The organism is Streptacidiphilus sp. PAMC 29251, assembly GCF_054208735.2.
The window spans coordinates 9,227,302-9,248,284 of record NZ_CM135725.2 but is presented as its reverse complement, the minus strand read 5'-3'; the positions used below and the strand labels follow the sequence as shown (position 1 = coordinate 9,248,284).

At 72.1% G+C, this 20,983-nt stretch carries 21 protein-coding genes; 8 read left to right on the top strand and 13 right to left on the bottom strand.

The annotated features are described in order from the left end of the window. Positions 1–34: 34 nt before the first annotated feature. From ACXKR8_RS44180 to ACXKR8_RS44155, 6 genes are all read right to left on the bottom strand, one after another. A complete protein-coding gene (locus ACXKR8_RS44180) occupies positions 35–1,150 on the bottom strand; it encodes a DegT/DnrJ/EryC1/StrS family aminotransferase (RefSeq protein ID WP_458270169.1) in 1,116 nt (371 codons plus the stop codon). Beyond that, complete coding sequence (locus ACXKR8_RS44175; protein WP_458270168.1) at positions 1,147–1,878, bottom strand: acetyltransferase; 732 nt, start codon at positions 1,876–1,878, stop codon at positions 1,147–1,149. Before ACXKR8_RS44175 ends, ACXKR8_RS44180 begins: the two co-directional genes overlap by 4 nt. Then, a complete protein-coding gene (locus ACXKR8_RS44170) occupies positions 1,875–3,038 on the bottom strand; it encodes a DegT/DnrJ/EryC1/StrS family aminotransferase (protein WP_458270167.1) in 1,164 nt (387 codons plus the stop codon). The genes ACXKR8_RS44175 and ACXKR8_RS44170 overlap by 4 nt, the downstream gene beginning before the upstream one ends. After that, a complete protein-coding gene (locus ACXKR8_RS44165) occupies positions 3,035–4,036 on the bottom strand; it encodes an NAD-dependent epimerase/dehydratase family protein (protein WP_458270166.1) in 1,002 nt (333 codons plus the stop codon). The genes ACXKR8_RS44170 and ACXKR8_RS44165 overlap by 4 nt, the downstream gene beginning before the upstream one ends. 50 nt (positions 4,037–4,086) lie before the next feature. Next, positions 4,087–5,145 carry a Gfo/Idh/MocA family protein gene (locus tag ACXKR8_RS44160; RefSeq protein WP_458270165.1) on the bottom strand — a complete coding sequence of 353 codons (1,059 nt, stop codon included), beginning with the start codon at positions 5,143–5,145 and terminating at the stop codon, positions 4,087–4,089. Positions 5,146–5,223: 78 nt separating this feature from the next. Then, the gene (locus ACXKR8_RS44155) at positions 5,224–6,663 is read right to left on the bottom strand and encodes a sugar transferase (RefSeq protein ID WP_458270164.1); all 1,440 of its coding nucleotides are present in this window, start codon (positions 6,661–6,663) and stop codon (positions 5,224–5,226) included. Positions 6,664–7,165: 502 nt separating this feature from the next. Between ACXKR8_RS44155 and ACXKR8_RS44150 the strand changes: the two genes are divergently transcribed. From ACXKR8_RS44150 to ACXKR8_RS44140, 3 genes are read left to right on the top strand one after another with little or no spacing between them, the layout of a single operon-like run. Then, complete coding sequence (locus ACXKR8_RS44150; RefSeq protein WP_458270163.1) at positions 7,166–8,053, top strand: glycosyltransferase family 2 protein; 888 nt, start codon at positions 7,166–7,168, stop codon at positions 8,051–8,053. A 59-nt stretch (positions 8,054–8,112) separates the two neighbouring features. Beyond that, a complete protein-coding gene (locus ACXKR8_RS44145) occupies positions 8,113–9,417 on the top strand; it encodes an MFS transporter (RefSeq protein ID WP_458270162.1) in 1,305 nt (434 codons plus the stop codon). Continuing rightward, positions 9,414–10,454 carry a TolB-like translocation protein gene (locus ACXKR8_RS44140; protein ID WP_458270161.1) on the top strand — a complete coding sequence of 347 codons (1,041 nt, stop codon included), beginning with the start codon at positions 9,414–9,416 and terminating at the stop codon, positions 10,452–10,454. Before ACXKR8_RS44145 ends, ACXKR8_RS44140 begins: the two co-directional genes overlap by 4 nt. Positions 10,455–10,457: 3 nt before the next feature. Here ACXKR8_RS44140 and ACXKR8_RS44135 read toward each other — a convergent pair whose 3' ends face one another. Further along, complete coding sequence (locus ACXKR8_RS44135) at positions 10,458–10,868, bottom strand: hypothetical protein (protein WP_458270160.1); 411 nt, start codon at positions 10,866–10,868, stop codon at positions 10,458–10,460. A 90-nt stretch (positions 10,869–10,958) separates the two neighbouring features. Here ACXKR8_RS44135 and ACXKR8_RS44130 point away from each other — a divergent pair, with 90 nt between their 5' ends. The 5 genes from ACXKR8_RS44130 to ACXKR8_RS44110 all read left to right on the top strand — a co-directional run bounded on the left by ACXKR8_RS44130 (position 10,959) and on the right by ACXKR8_RS44110 (position 15,170). Next, positions 10,959–11,525, top strand: a complete 567-nt coding sequence (locus tag ACXKR8_RS44130; protein ID WP_458275237.1) for an O-methyltransferase — start codon at positions 10,959–10,961, stop codon at positions 11,523–11,525. Positions 11,526–11,589: 64 nt separating this feature from the next. Further along, positions 11,590–12,423 carry an SAM-dependent methyltransferase gene (locus ACXKR8_RS44125; protein ID WP_458270159.1) on the top strand — a complete coding sequence of 278 codons (834 nt, stop codon included), beginning with the start codon at positions 11,590–11,592 and terminating at the stop codon, positions 12,421–12,423. 70 nt (positions 12,424–12,493) lie between these two features. Then, complete coding sequence (locus ACXKR8_RS44120) at positions 12,494–13,306, top strand: dienelactone hydrolase family protein (RefSeq protein WP_458270158.1); 813 nt, start codon at positions 12,494–12,496, stop codon at positions 13,304–13,306. 79 nt (positions 13,307–13,385) lie between these two features. Then, the gene (locus tag ACXKR8_RS44115; RefSeq protein ID WP_458270157.1) at positions 13,386–14,345 is read left to right on the top strand and encodes a hypothetical protein; all 960 of its coding nucleotides are present in this window, start codon (positions 13,386–13,388) and stop codon (positions 14,343–14,345) included. A 72-nt stretch (positions 14,346–14,417) separates the two neighbouring features. Further along, the gene (locus ACXKR8_RS44110) at positions 14,418–15,170 is read left to right on the top strand and encodes a class I SAM-dependent methyltransferase (RefSeq protein ID WP_458270156.1); all 753 of its coding nucleotides are present in this window, start codon (positions 14,418–14,420) and stop codon (positions 15,168–15,170) included. Positions 15,171–15,210: 40 nt separating this feature from the next. Here ACXKR8_RS44110 and ACXKR8_RS44105 read toward each other — a convergent pair whose 3' ends face one another. The 6 genes from ACXKR8_RS44105 to ACXKR8_RS44080 all read right to left on the bottom strand — a co-directional run bounded on the left by ACXKR8_RS44105 (position 15,211) and on the right by ACXKR8_RS44080 (position 20,629). Beyond that, positions 15,211–16,926, bottom strand: a complete 1,716-nt coding sequence (locus tag ACXKR8_RS44105; RefSeq protein WP_458270155.1) for a condensation domain-containing protein — start codon at positions 16,924–16,926, stop codon at positions 15,211–15,213. A 105-nt stretch (positions 16,927–17,031) separates the two neighbouring features. Continuing rightward, positions 17,032–17,928 carry a class-II aminoacyl-tRNA synthetase family protein gene (locus ACXKR8_RS44100; protein ID WP_458270154.1) on the bottom strand — a complete coding sequence of 299 codons (897 nt, stop codon included), beginning with the start codon at positions 17,926–17,928 and terminating at the stop codon, positions 17,032–17,034. A 78-nt stretch (positions 17,929–18,006) separates the two neighbouring features. Continuing rightward, on the bottom strand, positions 18,007–18,732 hold the full coding sequence (locus ACXKR8_RS44095; RefSeq protein WP_458270153.1) for a 4'-phosphopantetheinyl transferase family protein: 726 nt from the start codon (positions 18,730–18,732) through the stop codon (positions 18,007–18,009). An 11-nt stretch (positions 18,733–18,743) separates the two neighbouring features. Beyond that, positions 18,744–19,550, bottom strand: coding sequence for a hypothetical protein (locus ACXKR8_RS44090; protein ID WP_458270152.1), 807 nt, complete (start codon positions 19,548–19,550; stop codon positions 18,744–18,746). Between the two features lie 4 nt (positions 19,551–19,554). Further along, the gene (locus tag ACXKR8_RS44085; RefSeq protein ID WP_458270151.1) at positions 19,555–19,860 is read right to left on the bottom strand and encodes a phosphopantetheine-binding protein; all 306 of its coding nucleotides are present in this window, start codon (positions 19,858–19,860) and stop codon (positions 19,555–19,557) included. Positions 19,861–19,921: 61 nt separating this feature from the next. After that, on the bottom strand, positions 19,922–20,629 hold the full coding sequence (locus tag ACXKR8_RS44080) for a 3-oxoacyl-[acyl-carrier-protein] synthase III C-terminal domain-containing protein (protein WP_462100104.1): 708 nt from the start codon (positions 20,627–20,629) through the stop codon (positions 19,922–19,924). Positions 20,630–20,983: the final 354 nt, after the last annotated feature.

Below are 20,983 nucleotides of genomic sequence, written 5' to 3'. Positions count from 1 at the left end.
TCCCGGTGAAGCGGGACGGGTGGTGCTCAGTCAGTCAGCCGAGGGCGGAGGCCAGGGCCTCCACGACCTGCTGCTGCTGGTCCGCGGTGATCTGCGGGAACAGCGGAAGCGAGAGCATCCGGTCCGCGGCTTCCTCGGCGTGCGGGAAGTCCCCGCGGCGGTGGCCGAGGTGCGCGAACGCGGGAGTGAGGTGGACGGCCGCCGGGTAGTGCACGCCCGCGCCGATACCGGCCGCGTTGAGGGCGGCCACGACCTGGTCCCGCTCGGCGGCGCCGATCCGGACCACGTACAGATGCCAGACATGGACATTGCCCTCGGCGGTGACCGGCAGCAGCACTCGTCCGGCGGCGGCCAGATCGGCCAGCAGCGCGTCGTAGCGGGCGGCGGCGGCACGGCGGGCGGCGTTGCCCTCGGCGAGCCGGGCCAGCTTGGCCCGCAGCACCACGGCCTGCAGCCCGTCCAGCCGGCTGTTGAACCCGGCCACGTCATGGCGGTACTTGGCCACGCCGCCGTGGTTGGCGAGCGCCCGGAGCAGCCCGGCCTGCTCCTCGTCGTCGGTCAGCACCGCGCCGGCGTCGCCGTAGGCGCCGAGGTTCTTGCCCGGGTAGAAGCTGGTGGCCGCGATGCCGCCGCTGCCCGCGGTCCGGCCGAACCGGGTCGCGCCCTGGCTCTGCGCGCCGTCCTCGACCACCGCGACCCGGTCCGGGAGCTCGGCCAGCAGCTCCTCCACCGCGGCCGACTGGCCGTAGAGGTGCACCGGGACCACCGCGCGGGTGGCGCCGCCGACCGCCTTCACCGCCTGTCGCGGGTCGATCAGCAGGCTGTCCGGGAAGCAGTCGACCAGCACCGGGCGGGCGCCGATCCGGGCCACCGCGCCGGCCGTGGCGATGAAGGTGTTGGCGGGCAGCACGACCTCGTCGCCGACGCCGACCCCGCTCGCGCGCAGCGCCAGCTCCAGCGCGTCGGTGCCGTTGGCGACCCCGACGCAGTGCGCGACGCCGGCGAACTCGGCGTACTCGCGCTCGAACTCCCTGACCTCCTCGCCGCCGATGAACGCGGTGTTGGCGAGGACCCGGTCGAACCCGGCCCGCACCTCCTCGGCCACCTCGGCGTGGGCCGCCTTGAGGTCCACAAGCGGAATCTGGCTCATCTGACGACATCCCCCAACGTTTCGGTTATCTGTGCGATCTCAGCCAGCGCCGGGGCCCCCGCCGCGCGCAGCGGGCGGGCCGGGCTGCCGACCCAGACCTCCCCCTGCGGGACGTCCCCCAGCACCAGGCTCCCGGTGCCGACCAGCGACCAGGCGCCGACCTCCGCGTACTCACGGACCAGCGCCCCCGCGCCCACATAGGCGCCCCGCCGGATCCGCACTCCCCCGCCGAGCCTGACCCCCGAGGCGATGGTGGCGAAGTCCTCCACCACGTCGTCATGGGTCAGCACCACCTGCGGCATCACCGCGACATGCGCCCCCACCCGGACCCCGGCGGTCAGCACGGCCTGCGCCAGCAGCACCGACCCGGGGCCGACGGTCGAGCTGGCCGAGACCACCGCGGTCGGATGGACCACGGTGGCGTAGCGCTCCCCCGGCAGGCCGAGCCTGCGCACCAGCCGGGCCCGTCCGGCGTAGTCCCTGGGACTGCCGACGCAGATCACCGCCTGGGTGGCGGAAGGCAGTTGGTGGACCAGGTCGCAGCCGCCGAGCACGGCCGCGCCGTCCACCTTGCCGCCGTGCAGCTCGGGGTCGTCGTCCAGGTGGCCGAGCAGCTCCCAGCGCCCGGGGCGGCCCCGGGCCGCGTCCGAGGCGTTGGCGTCCAGGACCGCCTGGGCGGTCTCCCGGGCGAAGCCGCCCGCGCCGACGATCACCAGCGGGGTGCTCATGTGCGGCCCGCCTGGGCGCGGAGCACCGCCACGACCCGGTCCTGCTGGGCGTCGGTCATGGTGTGGAACAGCGGCAGGATCAGCGAGTCGCGGCTGATCCGCTCGGTGACCGGCAGCGCCGCCGCCGGGTGGCCCTGGTAGGCGGGCTCCAGGTGCGAGGCCATGATCCCGCGCCGGGCCGAGATCCCGGCGGCGGCGAGCGCCGCCAGCAGCTCGTCCCGGCCGACCGGGAAGTCCGGGTCGGGGAGCACCCAGTAGGACTGGAAGTTGCCCTGCCCGTACGCCGGGTCGCGGACCGGGGTGAGCCCGGGGACGTCCTGCAGCAGCGCGTCGTAGCGGGCGGCCAGGGCCCGGCGGCGGCCGACGATCTGGTCCAGCTTGCCGAGCTGGACCAGGCCGATCGCGGCCTGGATGTCGGTCATCCGGTAGTTGTAGCCGACCTCGAGGTAGCTCTCCAGGATCGGCTTGTCGCTCGCGTGGCGCTGCGCGGCGGAGGCGTTCATCCCGTGCTCGCGCAGCCGGCGCAGCCGGACCGCCCACGCGGCGTCGTCGGTGGTGATCATGCCGCCCTCGCCGGTGGTGATCACCTTGCGGGGGTGGAAGGACCAGGCCGCGAGCAGCGCGCCGTGGCCGACCGACTTGCCGCCCACGGTGGAGCCGATGGCGCAGGCCGCGTCCTCGACCAGGGCCAGGTCCCAGTCCGCGCAGGCCGCCCGGAGCGCGTCCACGTCGGCCGGGACGCCGCCCTGGTGGACCACGATGACGGCCTTGCTGCGCGGGGTCCTGACCGCGTCCACGGTGGCGGCGGTCAGATTGCCGGTGGCGGTCTCGACATCGGCGAACACCGGCTCGGCCCCGACATAGCGGACCGCGTTGGCGGTGGCGATGAAGGACAGCGAGGGCACGATCACCTCGTCGCCGGGCCCCAGGTCCAGCGCGACCAGGGCCAGGTGCAGCGCGGTGGTGCAGGAGCTGACCGCGATGCCGTGCTCGGCGCCGACCCGCTCGGCGAAGGCGCGTTCGAACGCGGCGACCCGCGGGCCCTGGGCGACCCAGCCGGACAGCACCGCGTCGGAGGCCGCCGCGGCCTCCTCCTCGCCCAGCCAGGGGATCATCACCGGGACCCGGTCCAGCTGTTCGGCGCTCGGTGCGGCGCTCATCCCTGGACCCCCACCGCTGCCGCCAGGGCCGCGTCGGTCTCGCGCTCGCCGCGCCACCAGGCCACCAGGTCGCGCAGACCGGTCTCCAGGTCGATCTCGGCGGTGAAACCGAGCCGCTCGATCGCCTGCGAGGTGTCGGCGAGCCGTCGGGTCACCCCGTTCACCGCGCGGGCCGGGCCGTGCACCGGGAGCAGATCCGAGTCCATCGCCCGGAGCAGCCCCAGCGCGAGGTCGCGCAGGCTGGTCTCACTGCCGCTGGCGACGTTGAAGACCTCGTCGGTCAGGTCCGACTCGGCGGCCAGCAGATTGGCCCGGGCGATGTCCCTGACGTCGACGAAGTCCATGGTCTGGGTGCCGTCGCCGAGGATCAGCGGCGGCTCGCCGGCCACGATCCGCTCCATCCAGCGGATCAGCACCTCGGTGTAGAGGCCGTGGATGTCCATCCGCGGCCCGTAGACGTTGAAGTAGCGCAGCGCCACGTAGTCGAGCCCGTACATGGAGTGGAAGCTGCGCAGCACGCCCTCGTTGAACGCCTTCGCGGCGCCGTAGAAGGTGTCGTTGTTGTACGGGTGGTGCCGCTCGGTGGTGGGGAACTGCTCGGCCAGGCCGTAGACCGAGGCCGAGGAGGAGGCGATCACCTTGCCCACCCCGGCCTGGGCCGCCGCCTCCACCACGTTGAAGGTGCCGTCGACCATGACCTCGTTGGCCAGCCGGGGCTCCTCGGCGCACTGGGTGATCCGGATCGCGGCGAGGTGGAACACCAGGTCCGCGCCCTCGGTGACCTTCCGCACGGTGGCGGCGTCGCGGATGTCGCCCTCGACCACCTCGACCAGGCCGCTCGGCAGGGCGGTGGCCAGGTTGGCCATCCGCCCCCGGACGAAGTTGTCGAGCACGGTGATCTCGCCCGCCCCGGCTCCGACCAGCAGGTCCACCAGATTGGAGCCGATGGTGCCGGCGCCCCCGGTGACCAGGATCTTCTTTCCTCGTACGCTGCTCAACTCTGTTCCCCTACTTGCTCGTTCATGGTTACCAGGTTCGGAGGGGACGGTCAGTGACCGGCCCGCAGGCCGACCACCGCGCCCTTGAACTCCAGGCTGCGCGACGCCGCCTCCAGGATGTCCAGCACCCGCAGCCCGGCCCGGCCGTCGGTGAGCGCCGGGCGGCCCTCGCGGATCGCCCCGGCGAACTCGTCGACCATGCTGCGCAGCGCTTCCTTCTCGCCGATCGCGGGCGCGACCATGTCGCCGGTGCGGTAGGAGACCAGCATGTCCCGGCGCTCGTCGGCGCCTATCTCCTGCGGCGCGGACAGGTCCACCCCGCGGTCGAAGACCGCGACCCGCTGGGCCGGGTTGAGGTCGTCCCAGATCAGGGTGCGCTTGGCCCCGCCGACCATGGTGGTGCGCACCTTGGTCGGCGACAGCCAGTTCACATGGACGTGGGCGATCGCCCCGGTGTTGAGCTGCAGCGTCAGATAGGCCACGCAGGCCTGTCCGGCGCCGATCGGGTCGGCCCCGTGGGCGGCCACGGCGACCGGGACCACGTGCTCGGGCAGGATGAAGTCCAGGATCGACAGGTCGTGCGGGGCCAGGTCCCACATCACGTCGATGTCCTTCTGGACCAGGCCCAGGTTGATCCGGACCGAGTCCACGAAGTGGATCTCGCCCAGCTCGCCGGAGCGGATCATCCCGCGGATGGCGCTCACCGCCGGGGTGTAGCAGTAGGTGTGGTCGCACATCAGGGTGAGCCCGCGCTCCTCGGCCTCGGCGACCAGCCGGACCCCGTCCGCGTACGTCGCCGCCAGCGGCTTCTCCACCAGGACGTGCTTCCCGGCGCGCAGCGCGGCCAGCGCCACGTCCAGGTGCGTCCCGGCCGGGGTGGCCACGGCCACGGCGTGCACCGAGGGGTCGGCCAGGACCGCCGCGTAGTCGGCGGTGGCCTGGACCGTGGAGTAGCGGCCGAGCACCCGCTGCGCGCGCTCGACGTCCAGGTCGCAGAGCCAGCGCAGCCGGAACTCCGGGCTGGACTGGAAATTGCGGACCAGGTTCGGGCCCCAGTAGCCGGCGCCGACGACGGCGACGCCCAGGGGTTCCGCGCTGGATTCAGTCACGGTGGTGGTTCCTTTCACTGTGTGCAGGTCACGTGTGCTCGATGACGTCGCGTCAGGCCGACGGATTCAGGACGGGATTCAGTACGCCCCGGTGCCGCGCACCACGGCGGGCGCGGTTTTCAGCAGGATCGCCACGTCCATCCCCATCGACCAGTTCTCCACATAGCCGAGGTCCAGCCGGACCGCCTCGTCCCAGGGCAGGTCGGAGCGGCCGCTGACCTGCCAGAGGCCGGTGAGCCCCGGCTTGACCAGGAGTCTGCGGCGTACCTCGGAGGTGTACGCGCTGACCTCCTCGGGCAGCGGCGGACGCGGGCCGACCAGCGACATGTCGCCGTTCAGCACATTGATCAACTGCGGCAGCTCGTCCAGCGAGTAGCGGCGCAGGACAGCCCCGACCCGGGTGATCCGGGGGTCCTCCTTCATCTTGAACAGCAGGCCGTCGCTGTTCTCGTTGAGGTGGGCCAGCTCCTCCTTGAAGGCTTCCGCGTCCTCCTGCATGGTGCGGAACTTCAGCATCGTGAACTGGTTGCCGTTGCGCCCCACCCGCAGCTGCCGGAACAGCACCGGACCCGGGCTGTCCAGCCGGACCCGCAGCGCGACCACCAGCAGCAGCGGGGCGAGCAGCAGCAGCAGCAGCCCGGCCACGGTGCGGTCCAGGATCTCCTTGGGCAACCGCCGGGTCTTCGACAGGACCGGCGCCCGCATGTGCACCATCGGCACGTCGCAGGGCCGGGCCACCAGCCGCGAGGCGGCCACGTCGGCGATCATCGGGGCGAGCAGGAAGTCGGCGCCCTCGGCGGCGGCGATCCAGGACAGCCGGCGCAGCACGGTGGAGTCGATCTCCGGGGCGGGCAGCACCAGCACGGTGTTGCTGCCGGTGGTGTGGATCACCCCGGGCACGTCCTCCAGGCCGCCGCGGACCGGGATGCCCAGCATGCTGACCGCCGCGGAGTTCACCGGGTCGGTCAGGCAGACCCCGGTGACCTGCAACTCCTGGGTGGCGCCCCGGCGCAGGGCCTTCACCAGCTCGATGATGCTGTGCGAGGGCCCGACCAGCAGCGCGGTGCTGCGGTCCCGGTCGCTGGCCCAGCGGCGGTGCAGCCGGCGGCGCAGCATGAAGCGGCCGGCGAGCGCGATCAGGGCGGCCGGGGCCACCGCGATCATCATGTCGTGGAAGAGTTCGTGGTCGTGCGCGAACCACCAGTAGGCGCAGGCGGCGATGGCCGGCAGCGCGACCGCGCCCCGCAGCACCCGCCGGTACTCCTCGGTCCCCAGGCCGAGAGCACTGCGGTCGTAGGCGCGGTAGGCGCACATGGCGAGGATCCAGGCAGGCGGCAGTGCCAGCGCGACCGACCAGCGGCCGTAGGCGCCGTGGATCACAAAGGCGGCGACGGCGGCCGCGAGCGCGTCCGCGATCAGTAGGACGGCACGGTACTTCCGCTCCCAACCTCGTCTGCGGACCCCTAGGGTCCGGTGTCGTGCGACATAACGCTCATGCGTGACCGGCTCAATGGTCATGGGAACCCCCCCACAACGGTGCTCGGCGCACCCCCGTACGACCCCCCGAACCCAAAGCCGCCTGCCCGTATGCCCTTTGACCAGCGGCGATAGGGGTGGTGTGGATGGACACCGGACGTTCCACGTGAGTACTTGGCTCTTACACCTCGAGTGAACGGACCGACCACCGACTGCTTGATGTGCCCCCCGCAGTCCGAGGCCTGCTCATTCGCTCCGCGCTGTTCCTGACCTGTCCCAAGGGTGCTGGCAACTGGACAACGCTCATTACCGTACCGATGACCAATCGGTACGTTCGGGCTAACTCTCCGAATCGGCTGAAACAGCATCCCTGGGAGGACTCCGGTCCGGACTGCCCCATAGTTGTGATGAATTTGTGATGGTCGAGTGAATTTGCCGCTCAAACCAGCCTTCCGGCGTTCAATCTAGAGCACAGAAGGGTAGCTCGGGAACATTTGGGCGAAACAGTCGGCATCATCCCCATCCCTAACGTCATACTGCCCAGGTGACGAGCATTGTGATCCCTGCTCACAACGAGGGACAAGTCATCGGCAGGCTCCTCGACTCCCTTCTGGGCGGGGAATCCCCCGACGAGATCGACATCGTGGTCGTCTGCAACGGCTGCACCGACGAAACCGCGCAGGTCGCAGCCCTGCGCGGGGCCGGCGTACGGGTGGTGGAGAGCCCGGTCCCCTCCAAGCACGCGGCACTGCGGCTCGGTGACGAGCACGCCCGCGGCTTCCCCCGGCTCTATGTGGACGCGGACGTGGTGATCACCGCGGCCGACGTTCATGCGCTCACCGCCGCGCTGACGGATCCCTCCGCCCGGCCCGCGCCGGACGGTTCCGCAGACGTGCTGGCCACAGCCCCGGAGCGGGAACTTCCGCTGGCCGGCTGCTCCTGGCGGGTCCGCGCCTACTACCAGGTCTGGCAGCAACTTCCGGCCGTACGCGAAGGGTTGTTCGGGCGCGGGGTGATCGCCGTGTCCGAGGCCGGGCACAAGCGGCTGGCCGCCCTGCCGCCGCTGATGGCGGACGACCTCGCCGCCTCGCTCGCCTTCGCCCCGGACGAGCGCCGGGTGGTCCGCAGCGCGCGCGTCGTGGTCCACCCGCCGCGCACCTGGAGCGACCTGATCCGGCGCCGGGTCCGGGCCGCTACGTCCACGACCCAACTGGAACAGCAGCAGCAGCCAGCCACCGACGGCACACCCGTACCCAGCGCCCGGACCAGCAAATCCGACCTGGTCACACTGCTCAAGGCCGAGCCAAGGCTCTTTCCGGCCGTCCTGGTCTTTCTCGCCGCGGCGGTCGTCGCCCGGCGGAAGTCCAGAAAGGCGGTCAGCACACAGGACTTCGGCACCTGGCTCCGGGACGAGAGCAGCCGGCAGGGCTGAGTCCGGGCGAACAAGCATCTACAGTGTCCGCAGCAAGGTGAGAAGGGGGGCCCCTCACGATGTACCTCGCGGACCGCGCCGCTCCGGCGAAAACCTCAGAAAAGACAGAGACCACAGCAAAACGGCCGGGCCTCGGCCTCGGCCGCACGGTCGGCTCGACCGTGCTCGCGCTGGGCGCGGTCAGTCTGATCACCGACGTCTCCTCGGAGATGGTCACCGCCGTCCTGCCGCTCTACCTGGTGGTCGGGCTGGGCCTCAGCCCGCTCGGCTTCGGGGTGCTGGACGGCGTCTACAACGGGGTCAGCGCGCTGGTGCAACTGCTCGGCGGACACCTCGCCGACCGGGTGCGCAACCACAAACTGATCGCCGGGATCGGCTACGGCCTGTCCGCGCTGTGCAAGCCGCTGCTGATGCTGGTCCACTCGCTCGGCCCGCTCGGCGCGGTGCTCGCGCTCGAACGCACCGGCAAGGGTCTGCGCACCTCCCCGCGCGACGCGCTGATCTCGCTGTCCACCGCGCCCGAGCACCGGGGCCGGGCCTTCGGGGTGCACCGGGCCATGGACACCACCGGCGCGGTGCTCGGCCCCATCGCCGCCTTTCTGATCCTGCGCGCGGCGACCGACGGCTACGACGCGGTGTTCGGCGTCAGCGCCTGCGTGGCCGTGCTCGGCGTGCTGGTGCTGGTGCTGTTCGTACCGGGGAAGCAGCCCGAAGCCGCGTCCACCCCCGTCAAGAAGGTCGACCTGCGCGAGGCGCTCACCCTGCTCCGGCTGCCGCGGCTGCGCGCCCTCACCGGCTGCGCCGCGCTGCTCGGCCTCACCACCGTCAGCGACGCCTTCGTCTACCTGCTGCTGCAGCACCGGATCGGCATCGGCGAGCAGTGGTTCCCGCTGCTGCCGCTGGGCACCGCCAGCGTCTTCCTGCTGCTCGCGGTCCCGCTCGGGGTGCTCGCGGACAAGATCGGCCGGCGGGTGGTGTTCCTGGCCGGGCACGCCGGGCTGCTGGTCGCCTACGCCCTGCTGCTGTGGACCCCGCACACCCCGGTGCTCCCCTACCTGGTGCTCGGACTGCACGGCGTGTTCTACGCCGCCACCGACGGGGTGCTCCCGGCCGCGGTCGCCGACGTCGTCCCGGAGCAGCTGCGCGGCAGCGGCCTCGCCCTGGTCGGCACCGGGCAGGCGCTCGCCCGCTTCCTCTGCTCGCTGGCCTTCGGCGCGGCCTGGACGGTGTGGGGCGACGGCCCGGCGCTGGCCGGCTCCGCGGTCGGCCTGCTCTGCTGCGCGGTGGTTGCCGGCTTTGTGCTGCGGCCCAACGCCGCGGCGCGATCCAACGACGGGACCCCACCAGCAAGGACCGCCTCATGACTCCGCTCCGCCGCCTGCTGATCCTCGCGGTGGCGGTGCTGCTGCTGGCGGGCCTGGGCACCGGTCTGGTGCTGCACGCCGCCTCCCGCGCCGCCGGGAAGACCCAGCCCCAGGCGGGCGGCCCCAGCATCGCCGCCGGGCCGGTGACGCTGGCCCAGCCGGGAAGGCTGCTCTTCGTCAACGCGGCCAGGGGCCCGCACCTGGACGAACTGGTCTCGGTCCCGGCCTCCCCCGGCGGTGTGCCGACCGCGGGCGCCGCCCGGACCGCCTCGGGGGTGAAGTGCCTGCGCTTCTACACCGCCGCCGGCACCGGGGTCTGCCTGCAGTCCGTCCCCGGCGCGCTCACCCCGACCAACCGCGCGGTGATCCTGGACGCCGAGCTGCACACCCTGCACACCTTCCCGCTGGCGGGCACCCCCAGCCGGGCCCGGGTCTCCCCCAGCGGCCACTTCGCCGCCTGGACCGTCTTCGTCGGCGGGGAGTCCTACGGCGCGGCCTTCTTCTCCACCCGCACCTCGATCGTGGACACCCGCACCTGGCAGCTCATCCCCAGCCTGGAGACCTTCGACATCACCCTGGACGGCAAGCCGTACCACAATGTCGACATCAACTTCTGGGGCGTCACCTTCGCGGCCGACGACGACACCTTCTACGCCACCCTGGGCACCGGCGGCCACACCTACCTGGTGCGCGGATCCCTCTCCCGACACACCGTCACCACGCTGATTCAGAACGTGGAATGCCCCTCGCTCTCGCCCGACGGCACCAGGATCGCCTTCAAGAAGCGGGCCCTGGCCGGGGCCTCGCTGTGGCACGAGTACGTGCTCGACCTGAGCACGCTCAAGGAGACCCCGCTCGCCGAGCACCACAGCGTCGACGACCAGGCCACCTGGCTGGACGACGACACCGTCGCCTACTCGCTGCCCACCCCGGGCGAGACCGGCAGCAACGACCTCTGGTCCGTCCCGGCCGACGGCACCGGCACGCCCCACCTGCTGCTCTCCGGGGCCTTCTCCCCCGCCGCACCGCTGAAGTAAGCCTCAGGCCGGCTCGACGTAGGCCGCGTACTCGGCTCCGTCGTCGCCGACACCGAACTCGATCGGGCGGGGGAACATCGTGCCCGCGCCGGACGCCCGGAGCTCCAGCTCCTCCTCGATCACAGCGCGGGCCCAGGCCCGCAGGCCCTCCGGCAGCAGCTTCACCGAGCCGTCGGTCAGCCGGACATAGGCCGGACGCTCCCCGGTCGCGAACCCGTCCCCGGGGAAGCCGACCGCGGCCACCTCCACGACCAGCCCGCCGCCCTGACCGTCCGATCCGCCCTGCCCGCCCTGCCCGCCCGCGATGCTGGCCGGCAGGTCCAGCATCGCGGCGATGTCCAGCAGCCGCTGCTGCTTGGGCTCCGGTACCGGCTGCCGCTCGCGGCGCGACTTGTTCTGCTTCTGACGACCCATCCCCGGAGCATAGAGCGTGCCCGGGCTTCGCTAGCCTCGCTGCTGTGGCCGTGGGCGCCACTTTCCTTGGCCGAGGGGGACGTTGTGGGGATCACCGAACCTGCCGTACCGGCCCGGGTCGCGGCGGCGCGGCAGCGTGCCGCCGACCTGGGGTTCAGCCTGAGCTGCAGCCCCGAAGTGGGACGGCTGCTCAGCCTGTTCGCCGCCGCCAAGCCCGGCGGGGTCATCGCCGAGAGCGGCACAGGGGCCGGTGTCGGCACCGCCTGGCTGCACAGCGGCCTCGGCCCCGGCGCCCAACTGGTCACCGTGGAGCGGGACGAGAAACTGGCCCGGCTCGCGGCCGAGGGCTTCGCGGACGACCAGCGGGTGCGCGTCCTGACCGGGGACTGGCGGCTGCTCGACCAGTACGCCCCCTTCGACCTCTTCTTCTGCGACGGCGGCGGCAAGCGCGACGACCCGCAGTTGGTGGTCGACCTGCTCGCCCCCGGCGGCGTCCTGGTCCTCGACGACTTCACCCCCTCGTCCGAGTGGCCGCCGCGCTTCCAGGGCGAGGTGGACCAGCTCCGGGTGTTCTATCTGACCCACCCGGAGCTGCGGGCCACCGAGGTGCTCACCACCCCCACCACCTCGGCGGTCGTCGCGGTCCGGGGCGCGTAGCAGGATTCCGTCTACGCTGAGTACGATCATTGCGGAAACCGTCTATGCGGATGGGATGTTGTCGATGAGCAGCGCGGTAGAGCCGGAACCCTGGGAGCCCGTCGCCATCGACACCTCGGTGGCGCACCCGGCCCGGATGTACGACTTCTATTTGGGTGGCAAGGACAACTTCCCGGCGGACCGCGAGGCTGCCGAACGGATCATCGCGACCGGCGCGACCGTCCAGGAGGGGGCCAGGACCAACCGGGCCTTCCTCGGCCGGGCGGTGCGCTATCTGTCGCAGCAGGGGATCACCCAGTTCCTCGACATCGGCACCGGCATTCCCAGCGCGGGCAACACCCATGAGGTCGCCCAGAGCATCAACCCGGCCGCCAAGGTGGTCTACGTCGACAACGACCCGATCGTGCTGACCCACGCCCGGGCGCTGATGGCCGGCCACGGCAAGGGCGCGACCACCGTGGTCCAGGCGGATCTGCGCGACCCGGCCGCGCTGCTGGCGAACCAGCGGGTCAGGGCCGCCCTGGACTTCGACCGGCCGATCGCGCTGATGCTGGTCTCGGTGCTGCACTTCATCACCGAGGACGAGGGCCCGGACGGCATCCTGAAGACCCTCGGCGACGCGCTGCCGGCCGGCAGCCATCTGGTGATCTCGCACGGCACCGGAGACGGCATCGTGGAGCAGCAGCGCCAGGCCGGCCTGGACCACGCCGTCGACGTCTACCGGACCAGTTCCACCGCTGCGCTGACCCTCCGTCCGAAGGCCCGCATCATCGACTTCTTCGACGGCTTCGAGCTGGTGCCGCCCGGCCTGGTCGCGGGCCAGGACTGGCACCCGGACCAGGACACACCTCCGGCGACCATGCTGACGGTGTACGGCGGCGTCGGCCGCAAGGGCTGACGTCGTCCGTCCAGGTTCGATCTGACGGCTGATCAGCGAGTGTCTGATCAGCGATAGGAAGGGCAGCTCCATGGCAGGTTCCGCGCCCAGGTCCGCACTCACCGGCTGGGTCCGCGCCCCGTTCAGCGCGGCCGGGCTGACCCATGACTGCTACGAGAAGGGCGAGGGCCCCGGCGTGGTCCTGGTGCCCGAGGTCCCCGGGCTCACCCCCGAGGTGCTGGGCCTGGCCGACCATCTGGTCGAGCAGGGGTTCACCGTGGTCGTCCCCTCCCCCTTCGGCGTCCCCGGCAAGGACGCCACCGTGGGCTACGCCGCCCGGGTGTTCGCCCGGCTCTGCGTCTCGGCCGAGTTCCGGGCCTTCGCGACCAACGCCGAACGCCCCTTCACGGCGTATCTCCGGGCGCTCGCCCGCGACCTCGCGGCCCGGACCCCCGGCAGCGGCGTCGGACTCATCGGCATGTGCTTCACCGGCGGCTTCGCGCTGGCCGCCGCCGTGGACGACGCGGTGACCGCTCCGGTGCTCAGCCAGCCGGTGCTGCCGGTCCCGCTGAACGCCGCCCGCCGCCGCGACCCGGGCCTCTCCGAGGCGGACCTCGGCCTGGTCGCGGCCAGGACCACCGACGCGGGCCTGTGCCTGCTCGGGCTCCGCTTCAGCGAGGACGCCTCCGCCCCCAGGGCCCGCTTCGCGGTGCTGCGGGAGCGTCTGGGCGACGCCTTCGAGGTGATCGAACTCGACTCCTCCCCCGGCAACAGCACCGGCTTCCGCAAGAGCGCCCACTCCGTGCTCACCACCGAGGTCCGCGACCAGCCGGACCACCCCGCCCTCGCCGCCCGCCGCCGGGTGGTGGAGTTCCTCCACGAACGACTCACCCCGACGGCCTGAGCCCCGTCTGGGTCGGTGGCGGCTTTCGCTACCATCAGCAGGTCCCGGCCGGCCCGGTCGGGCAGGGGGAGGGCGCGACGTGGGGATCTTTCGGCGGGGGCTGCGGCGGGACGGCCCGGACATGCCGCGCGACGGTGAGCTGACCATGCTCTCCGAGGCGGAGGCCGCGCTGCTGCGGGTCCAGGTCCGCGACGCGTTCGCCGAGAGCGGGCTTGAGGTGACGGTGTTCGCGGGGCATGTCACCGACAGCGCCGGACGCGCGTTCGGTCTCGGCAACCTCGCCGCGGTGTGCCACAACGACGACCGGGGCCTGCGGGCCTGGCCGGGCCTCGCCCGCGAGCACGTCACCAAACTGCTGCGCTCGCTCGACGGCCCCGACCCGACCCAGACCCTGCCCCGGCAGCAGTTGCTCGCCCAGCTCTACCCCAGGCTGGTGCCCAGCGAGTCGCTGAACAACCCGCTCTCCTACTCCTACGGACCGCCGCTGACCCCGGGCCTGGTCGAGGTGCTGGCGCTGGACCTGCCGGAGACCGTGCAGATCCTGCCCGAGCACGTGGTCGAGAGCATCGGCAGCCCGGCCGGGCTGCGGGCCCGAGCCCTGCAGAACCTGCGGGAGATGCCGGTGGAGCGGCATGAGGTGATCAAGGAGCAGGACGGGGCCAGGATCGAGGTGCTGATGGGCGACTCCTACTTCGTCGCCAGCCTGGTGCTGATCCTGGACGGGGCCGCCCAGCGCTTCGCCGGCACCCGGCTCGGACCTGACGGCGCCCTGGTCGCCATGCCGTTCCGGCACCAGCTGGCCTTCCACGCCATCCGCGACATGACGGTGATCCCCAGCCTCAACTCGATGGCCCGCTTCGCCGCCACCGGCTTCGAGGAGGCACCGGGCGCGGTCAGCCCGTCCGTCTACTGGTGGCGTCCCGGCGCCCCGCTCACCCGGCTGAGCGAGAAGGACGGCCAGGGCGGGCTGCGGGTCGTGGTCGAGCACGACTTCCAGGAACTCCTGGAACGCCTCGCCGCAGAGCCGCCGAGCGGCTGAGCCGCTGAGCCGCTGGCCTGCCCGGGGGGAATTCGCACGACAGCCGGGGCGGCGAACGGCAGGATGCCGGTCATGAACCGACTGAGCGCCCTCGCGCACCGCGACCACCCCATCGCCTCACCGCTCGCCGACGAGTCCGTCCGCAGACTGCTCGACCGGGCCCTGCGCCGCGGCGACGAGCGGCTGCTCGACCTCGGCTGCGCCGAGGGGGAATGGCTGGGCCGAGCCGTCGACGGCCGTCCCGGCGTCCGGGCGGTGGGGATCGACCTGGACGCCGAGCGCATCGCCGGCGGCCGCGAGAGGTTCGGCGAACGGTTCGGCGAACGGATCGAGCTGCACGTCGGCGACGCCAACGGGTTCAGCTCCCCGCAACCGTTCGACCTGGTGCTGTGCGCGGGCTCCACCCATGCCTTCGGCGGGCTGCTGCCCACCCTGGAGGCCGCGGCCCGGCACCTCGCTCCGGGCGGGACGGTGCTGGTCGGCGAGGGCTTCTGGGAACGCGAGCCCGACCCGGCTACCGTCGAGATCTTCTGCGGCGACGGCGGCTATCCGTACGCCGATCTGGCGACCACCCTCGACAGCGCCGTGGCCCAGGGCTGGACCCCGGTCTACGGGCACGTCAGCACCCCGCACGAGCTGGACGACTACGAGTGGTCCTGGACCGGCAGCCTGTCGCGCTGGGCGCTGGACCACCCCGAGGACCCGGACAGCGCCGAGGCGCTCGCGGTGGCCGCCCAGCACCGTGACGAGTGGCTCAAGAGCTACCGCGGCACCTTCGGCTTCGTCACCGTCCTGCTGCGCCGCACGACGGAGGCCGAGGGCTGACCGGGCCGGCGCCGCATCGCGCGCCGGCGCCGGACCGCGCTCAGGCCAGCAGCGTCTCCCAGTCGGTGACGCCGGCATCGCGGCCGTCGCCCTCGGTCACCACCGGAAGGGCGTCCCAGCCGCCCGGCGCGTCGGGGTCGCCGCGGTGGACCACATAGTGCTGCGGGGCCATCGCGGTGTCCCGGCCGGGGAGCGCGGCCACCACCGTGCGGTGCAGCTCCAGCGGGTCGAGCGGGGCGGCGTCGGAGACCAGGTGCGCGACCAGCCGACCGTCGTCCACCGCCACCTGGGACCGGACGTCGGGGCCGAGCGCCGCGCCGAGCAGCGTGCGGACCGCGTCCAGGTCGATCCAGGAGCCGCCGATCACCTGCCAGTCGCCCTGCCTGACCCCCGGTTCGATGCCGGTCAGCCGACCGATCTCGGCCAGCGGGAGGGGTCCGTCGGCGGCGGCCTTGACCAGGGCGAGCAGCCCGTGGGCGAACTGCTCGGCCTCGGTCCGGTCCAGCACCTGCGGGCAGGCCATCATCACGATCTCCAGGCTGCCGCCGACCCGGAGGATGTTGAACATCAGCCGGGTCGGCACCCGCTCGTCCGGGAACCAGCTGATCTCCGGGTCGGACTGGGCCGGGGGCCGCTCCTCCATCGCCGACTCGGGGATGGTGAGGCTGAGGTCGTTGACCACCACATGGCGGGCGTAGCGGGCCCCGCGCAGATGCGCGATGTCGTCGATCATCCGCCAGACCTGGTCGGCGTCGAAGGTGCTGTGCCAGTACCCGGCCAGGGACGCGGCCTTGGTCCGGCCGATCAGCTTGTCCAGGTCGGTCACCCCCGCGTCCACGGCGAGGAAGGCGTCCTGGGCGAGGGTGCCGATGTAGTCGGCCATGCCCGGCCGGTGCCGGTTGGCGGACAGGGCGGCGATCACCAGGTCGGGCTGGTTCGCCCGGTGCGCCACCAGGGCGGCGAACGCGGCCAGCAGGACCGTGGACGGTGTGGCCCCGGTCCGCTGGGAGGCGGTCTCCAGGTCGACGGCGGCGTTCCTGGAGCGCAGGAACAGGATGGAGTGGGTGTCCGGAGGGCCGCTGATCCTGGAGTCGGCGAACACCGCCTGCGGGCTGGTCCGCAGCACCCGCTCCCAGTGCCGCAGCGAGGTCTTGGCGCGGCGCCGGCCCAGCGCGGACCCCTCGGCGGCGGCGACGTCGATCGGGGTCTTCCCGCTGAACGGGGGCAGTTCCTTGCCGGCCGCCAGCGCCTGCCACTCCTGGACCAGCAGGGCGGTGGACGCGCCGTCCGCCCCGGCGTGGCTGACCACGACGGCCATCAGAGCAGGCTTCCCCTCCCGGGTGACCAGGGTGAAGCGGAGCGGGAAGTCCTCGGCCAGGTCGAACCCCCTGGTGAGGTCGACCCGGCCCAACTCCTCGGTGAAAGAGTAGAGTTCGTCGTCGTCCAGCGGCCCGGACTCGACCGTGGTGACCTGAAACTCGCCCTCGGCGCGCACCTCCTGCCAGCCAGGGAAACCCTCCGGGCCGGGCGGGAACACGGTGCGCAGCGAGGCGTGCCGCTCCGCCAGGGTGCGCAGGGAGGCGAGCACCTGGGGGAGGTCGGCCCCGTCCGGGACCGACCACACGGTCTGCTTGTTGATCTGCTCCGGATCATCCCTGAGGATGCAGCGGATCATGTTGTCCTGGCCGAGGGTGAGCGGCCCCGAAGCGCTGGTCCCACCGCTGTAGCGGACAGTGATCCGCTCGGTCGTCGTCACGTCGTACGCGTCCTTCGGCTCGGCCTTGGTACCGGTGTGGATCGGGACGTTATCAGCGCCCCCCGCCAATGGTCTATACCAAGCAGGGGTGATTCCGATGGATCATCAGTTTCCGCCACAAATGGCTGAGATGACGGAGTCCGGCCACTCGGCCGGACGCGCGCCGTGGGCGTGCAGCAGCGCCAGGGCGATCCGCTCGATGCCGAAGGCGGTGCAGGCGGTGTTGCCCACGGCTCCGCCGCTGGTGAAGCCGAACACCTCGCCGAAGTGGTCCTTGTGGAAGTTGGCCGAGGCGATCGCCTGGACCAGCCCGTCCGCGACCTCGACCCGCAGCTCGTACTTCAACTCCTGCTTGCGCTGGGCCGCCTGGAAGAGCCGTCGGGCCGGGCCGAAGAACGGGTCGTCGGCGACCTCGATCTCCACCTTGAGCGACATGCCCTCCAGCCAGCCGGCCACCCGCTCCAACCAGGTGCCGCGCCAGGCCAGGCAGTGCTGCTCGGTGCCGGCTGTGACCAGCTCCACCATCCGGAAGCTGCGCAACCGGCCGGTCTCGCTGGTGGCCTCCTGCCGGAAGCACTGCCCCTCCACGGCGAACCGGGACGGCTCGGCCAACTCCGTTCCGGCCAAGGTCGCGTAGACCGGGTAGCAGGCGGCCGGGAGCAGCACCAGATCGCTCAGCGTCTGCGCCGAGTGCCAGTCGCCGCCCTCCACCGCCTCCGGGCTGAGCGCCTTCCACTCCGCCGGGGTTCCGGCGAAGCTGTGCACCGTGCCGAGCAGTTGCGGGAAGGCCTGGACGTAGCCGGCCCGCTCCACCAGGCTGCGGGCCACCACCGGCGGGATGGCCAGCTTGGGGAAGTCCTCGACCGAGGCCAGGGTGTCGATGCCGCGCCGGAGCAGGGCCACCACCGCCTCGAACGGGGCGGGGTAGAGCACCACCCCGGCGGCCTCGGTGGGGAGCGGGGTCGCGTCGCCCGCGGGCAGGCTGAACTGGCTGATCGTCATATCCGGTGGGTCCGTTCTCGGCTCAGGAATGTCGGCTCAGGAATGTCGGGTCTGCACGTGCTGGTCAGCACGTGCTGGTCAGAACGTGCTGGTCAGGGAGTACTGGTCGTCGAGTTCAGCCAGGTCCGCGGGGGCGGTCCAGAATCGCTGCCGGACCTGGAAGGGCCGCTCGCCCGCCGCGGCGACCGCGGCCCGGAACGCCCCCGGCACCGGCACGTCCCGGACCAGGCACGGCCCGACGTCCAGCGGGCCGCCGTCCAGCGCGCCGTCCAGCGCGACGGGGTCGGCCGACCGGCCGCCGTGGACCTTGACCCGGGCCTCGCGGCGGCACCACAGCCGGGTGAAGCGGTGCGAGACCGAACCCGGGGTGCCGGGGGCAGCCGCGATGTAGCGCTGGTCGGCGACGGGGAAGTAGCGCCCGGCCAGCCCGGCCGCGACACGTCCGTCCCGCAGCTCCTCCACGTCCACGCCGACCGGCCGGCCTCCGGTCAGGGCCAGCACCGCCAGGGCTCCCGAGGCCGAGTAGCTCAGCTGCAGCCGGCGGTCGGCGCCGGCCACGGCGGGTTTGCCGTGCCGGCCCCGGCTCCAGACCAGCTCGGCGGCGGGGATGTCCAGCCGCTGGGCGGTGAGCAGCCGGACGATGCCGTGGAGCGCGGTGAAGCGGTTCGCGCGCACCGGGTCCACGGCGGCCTCGGCCCGGTCCAGCTCCGACCGGTCGAGCAGGTCCTCGAGCCGCCGGACGACCGGTGCGGGCTGGTCGGTGCGGATCACCCAGAGGTCGATCCGGTCGCCTGCGTCGTTCATGGAGTCGCCGTTCATGATGGTGCTGGAAGTGCCGGGAGGGAGAGGGTGCTGAGCCGGCCGAGACCGCGGTCCAAGTCGGCGACCAGCACCGGACGGCCCTCGGCCTGCCAGCCGGGCAGCCGCGCGGCGAACTCCGTCCAGACCCCGGTCAGTGGCTGCCCGCCGTCGAATTCCGAGTTGAGCAGCAGCGAGGCATCCGGCCCCAGCGCCTTCCGCTCGCCCCGGACCAGCTCGGCCCCGTGGTCGGGCCCGAGGTCGGTTCCGGAGCTCTGGCGGACGGTCATCGGCTCTCCCTCCGACTCCTCGCAGATCAGGACGACCGCACGGTGGCGGTCCGGCAACAGCACAGGTGCGGACGGGCGGTGGTGCAGCGCCGTCTGCTCCATCACCAGGACCACCGCCCGGCGACAGGCGCCGGTGCTCGCGTAGTCGGCGGCGATCCGCAGCGCGGTGAACGCCGCGGACGTCCCCTGGTCGCAGATGGCGAAGGCCAGCGGCGAACCGGGGCAGAACCCGCTGAGGTGGACCGCGGTCGAGCGCCCGGGCCGGACGTCCGGCACGTCGAGCGCCAGGATCAGCAGGTCCACCGGGTCGTCCGGCGCCAGCGCCTCGCCCAGCAGGACCTCGCCCATCTCGCCGTAGGAGTGCCCGACCCCGCGTTCCAGCAGGTCCTCGCGCAACGGCAGGCCATACGGGCGGACCAGGTCGGAGATGAAGACCCGCAGGTCGGGGTCGAGCGAGGTCTCCGACCTGCCCTCGAAATCCCGGCTGAGGGCCCGGACGACGCGCAGACCGGCCCCTCCCCCGGCTTCGCGCACCGGGTCAGTCCTCGGAGATGACGTGCCCGGCGACGAAGTCGGCCAGGCTGGCGACCGAGTGCAGGTCGTCCTCGCTGATCTCCTCGACGTCCACCTGGATGTCCAGCGACTCCTCGAGTTCCAGGATCAGTTCCAGGGTTCCGGCCGAGGTCAGACCCAGGTCGTCGAAGAGGCAGGCGTTCTCGGGCACCTCGGTCAGCTCGCGCTTCAGGACGCGGGGCAGCAGATCGCTGATGCTGCGGAGGACGTCTCCGCGGAACTCGGGGTCGATGTCAGTGCGGACTGCGGTGTCGACTGCGGTTTTTTCCATGGGTATCCCGTCCCGTCGTGCTCAAGGAGTGGAATCGCGGTGCAACGTGACTGATGGTGCGTCAGTGTTCGACGACCATCGCCGAGAAGGTGGCTCCGATGCCGGACGCGGCGATCAGGTAGCGGTCACCCTGGTGGAGCAGTCCCCGTGTGGTCGCGGTGTGAAGATTGATGAAAGCATCCGCTGCGAAACTGTGCCCGACTGATGGCACGTTGTCCAGCACTACCTTTTCGAGTGGATATCCGAGGCGGCGACAGAGTGCCCGCCAGGAGACCCGGTTGACGTTGTGCGGAAGCAGCAGCGCGAGGTCGTCCAGGGCCACCCCGGCCTGCTCCAGCGCGGCCTCCATGGTCTCGACCATGGTCTCCGGATACTCCCGCTGATAGCGGGTGAGCAGCTCCGGATCCACGGCCAACCGGCCGTCGAACTCGGGCCGGTGCCGCACCGCGTAGGAGAGCACCCGGTCCCGCGCGCCGTCGGCCCGGACCAGGCAGGCTGCCGCACCCTCGCCGAAGATCGCGGTCTGCGGAACCAGTTGGGCGTCCTTGGTGAAGGTCTTCTCGCCGGCCAGGATCAGCGCGAGGGCGTCCGGATCCGGCTCGGAGGCAAGCAGCCGCCCGGCCAGGTCGATGGCCAGCAGCCCCGCCGCGCAGGCATGGTGGGTGACAGTGAAGGCATTGGCCCTGGTCAGGCCATACCGGTCGAGCAGTTGGTGCAGCGGGTTGAGCGGGTAGGGCGTGGCCACCGGCATGCTGCGGGCGTGCAGCACAAAGCGCACCTGGTGCTCGCGACCCCGTAGTTTCGGGCAGCGCGTCCAGGGCTCCGGAGAGCAGGTCGAGCAGCGTCCCGTCCGGGTCCAGGCGTACCTGGTCCAGGCCGTGGAAGCTGCGGAAGATTCGAAGTTGACGTGGGGTCAGACCAGTGCGGTCGCCCACGGCCTCGATGGGCTCGGAGTGGTGGGGCAGATGGACGGCCACTGCCTCCAGTGCGGTCACGCGGGCCAGTATTGCCACCGTCCGGCCGCCCGCACAAGATCCCCAGGCCCCGACCGCGGCATCCGGCCACCGCGCCGACGGGCCGGTGGAGCCCCACGGACACCCCCGAACCTGCCCCTGACCTGCTG

Bases quoted from the DNA above. Each gene is read 5' to 3' on its own strand.
- ACXKR8_RS44180 (WP_458270169.1), bottom strand. From the start codon at position 1,150: ATGAGCCAGATTCCGCTTGTGGACCTCAAGGCGGCCCACGCCGAGGTG.
- ACXKR8_RS44175 (WP_458270168.1), bottom strand. From the start codon at position 1,878: ATGAGCACCCCGCTGGTGATCGTCGGCGCGGGCGGCTTCGCCCGGGAG.
- ACXKR8_RS44170 (WP_458270167.1), bottom strand. From the start codon at position 3,038: ATGAGCGCCGCACCGAGCGCCGAACAGCTGGACCGGGTCCCGGTGATG.
- ACXKR8_RS44155 (WP_458270164.1), bottom strand. From the start codon at position 6,663: ATGACCATTGAGCCGGTCACGCATGAGCGTTATGTCGCACGACACCGG.
- ACXKR8_RS44145 (WP_458270162.1), top strand. From the start codon at position 8,113: ATGTACCTCGCGGACCGCGCCGCTCCGGCGAAAACCTCAGAAAAGACA.
- ACXKR8_RS44140 (WP_458270161.1), top strand. From the start codon at position 9,414: ATGACTCCGCTCCGCCGCCTGCTGATCCTCGCGGTGGCGGTGCTGCTG.
- ACXKR8_RS44135 (WP_458270160.1), bottom strand. From the start codon at position 10,868: ATGGGTCGTCAGAAGCAGAACAAGTCGCGCCGCGAGCGGCAGCCGGTA.
- ACXKR8_RS44125 (WP_458270159.1), top strand. From the start codon at position 11,590: ATGAGCAGCGCGGTAGAGCCGGAACCCTGGGAGCCCGTCGCCATCGAC.
- ACXKR8_RS44120 (WP_458270158.1), top strand. From the start codon at position 12,494: ATGGCAGGTTCCGCGCCCAGGTCCGCACTCACCGGCTGGGTCCGCGCC.
- ACXKR8_RS44110 (WP_458270156.1), top strand. From the start codon at position 14,418: ATGAACCGACTGAGCGCCCTCGCGCACCGCGACCACCCCATCGCCTCA.
- ACXKR8_RS44100 (WP_458270154.1), bottom strand. From the start codon at position 17,928: ATGACGATCAGCCAGTTCAGCCTGCCCGCGGGCGACGCGACCCCGCTC.
- ACXKR8_RS44095 (WP_458270153.1), bottom strand. From the start codon at position 18,732: ATGAACGACGCAGGCGACCGGATCGACCTCTGGGTGATCCGCACCGAC.
- ACXKR8_RS44085 (WP_458270151.1), bottom strand. From the start codon at position 19,860: ATGGAAAAAACCGCAGTCGACACCGCAGTCCGCACTGACATCGACCCC.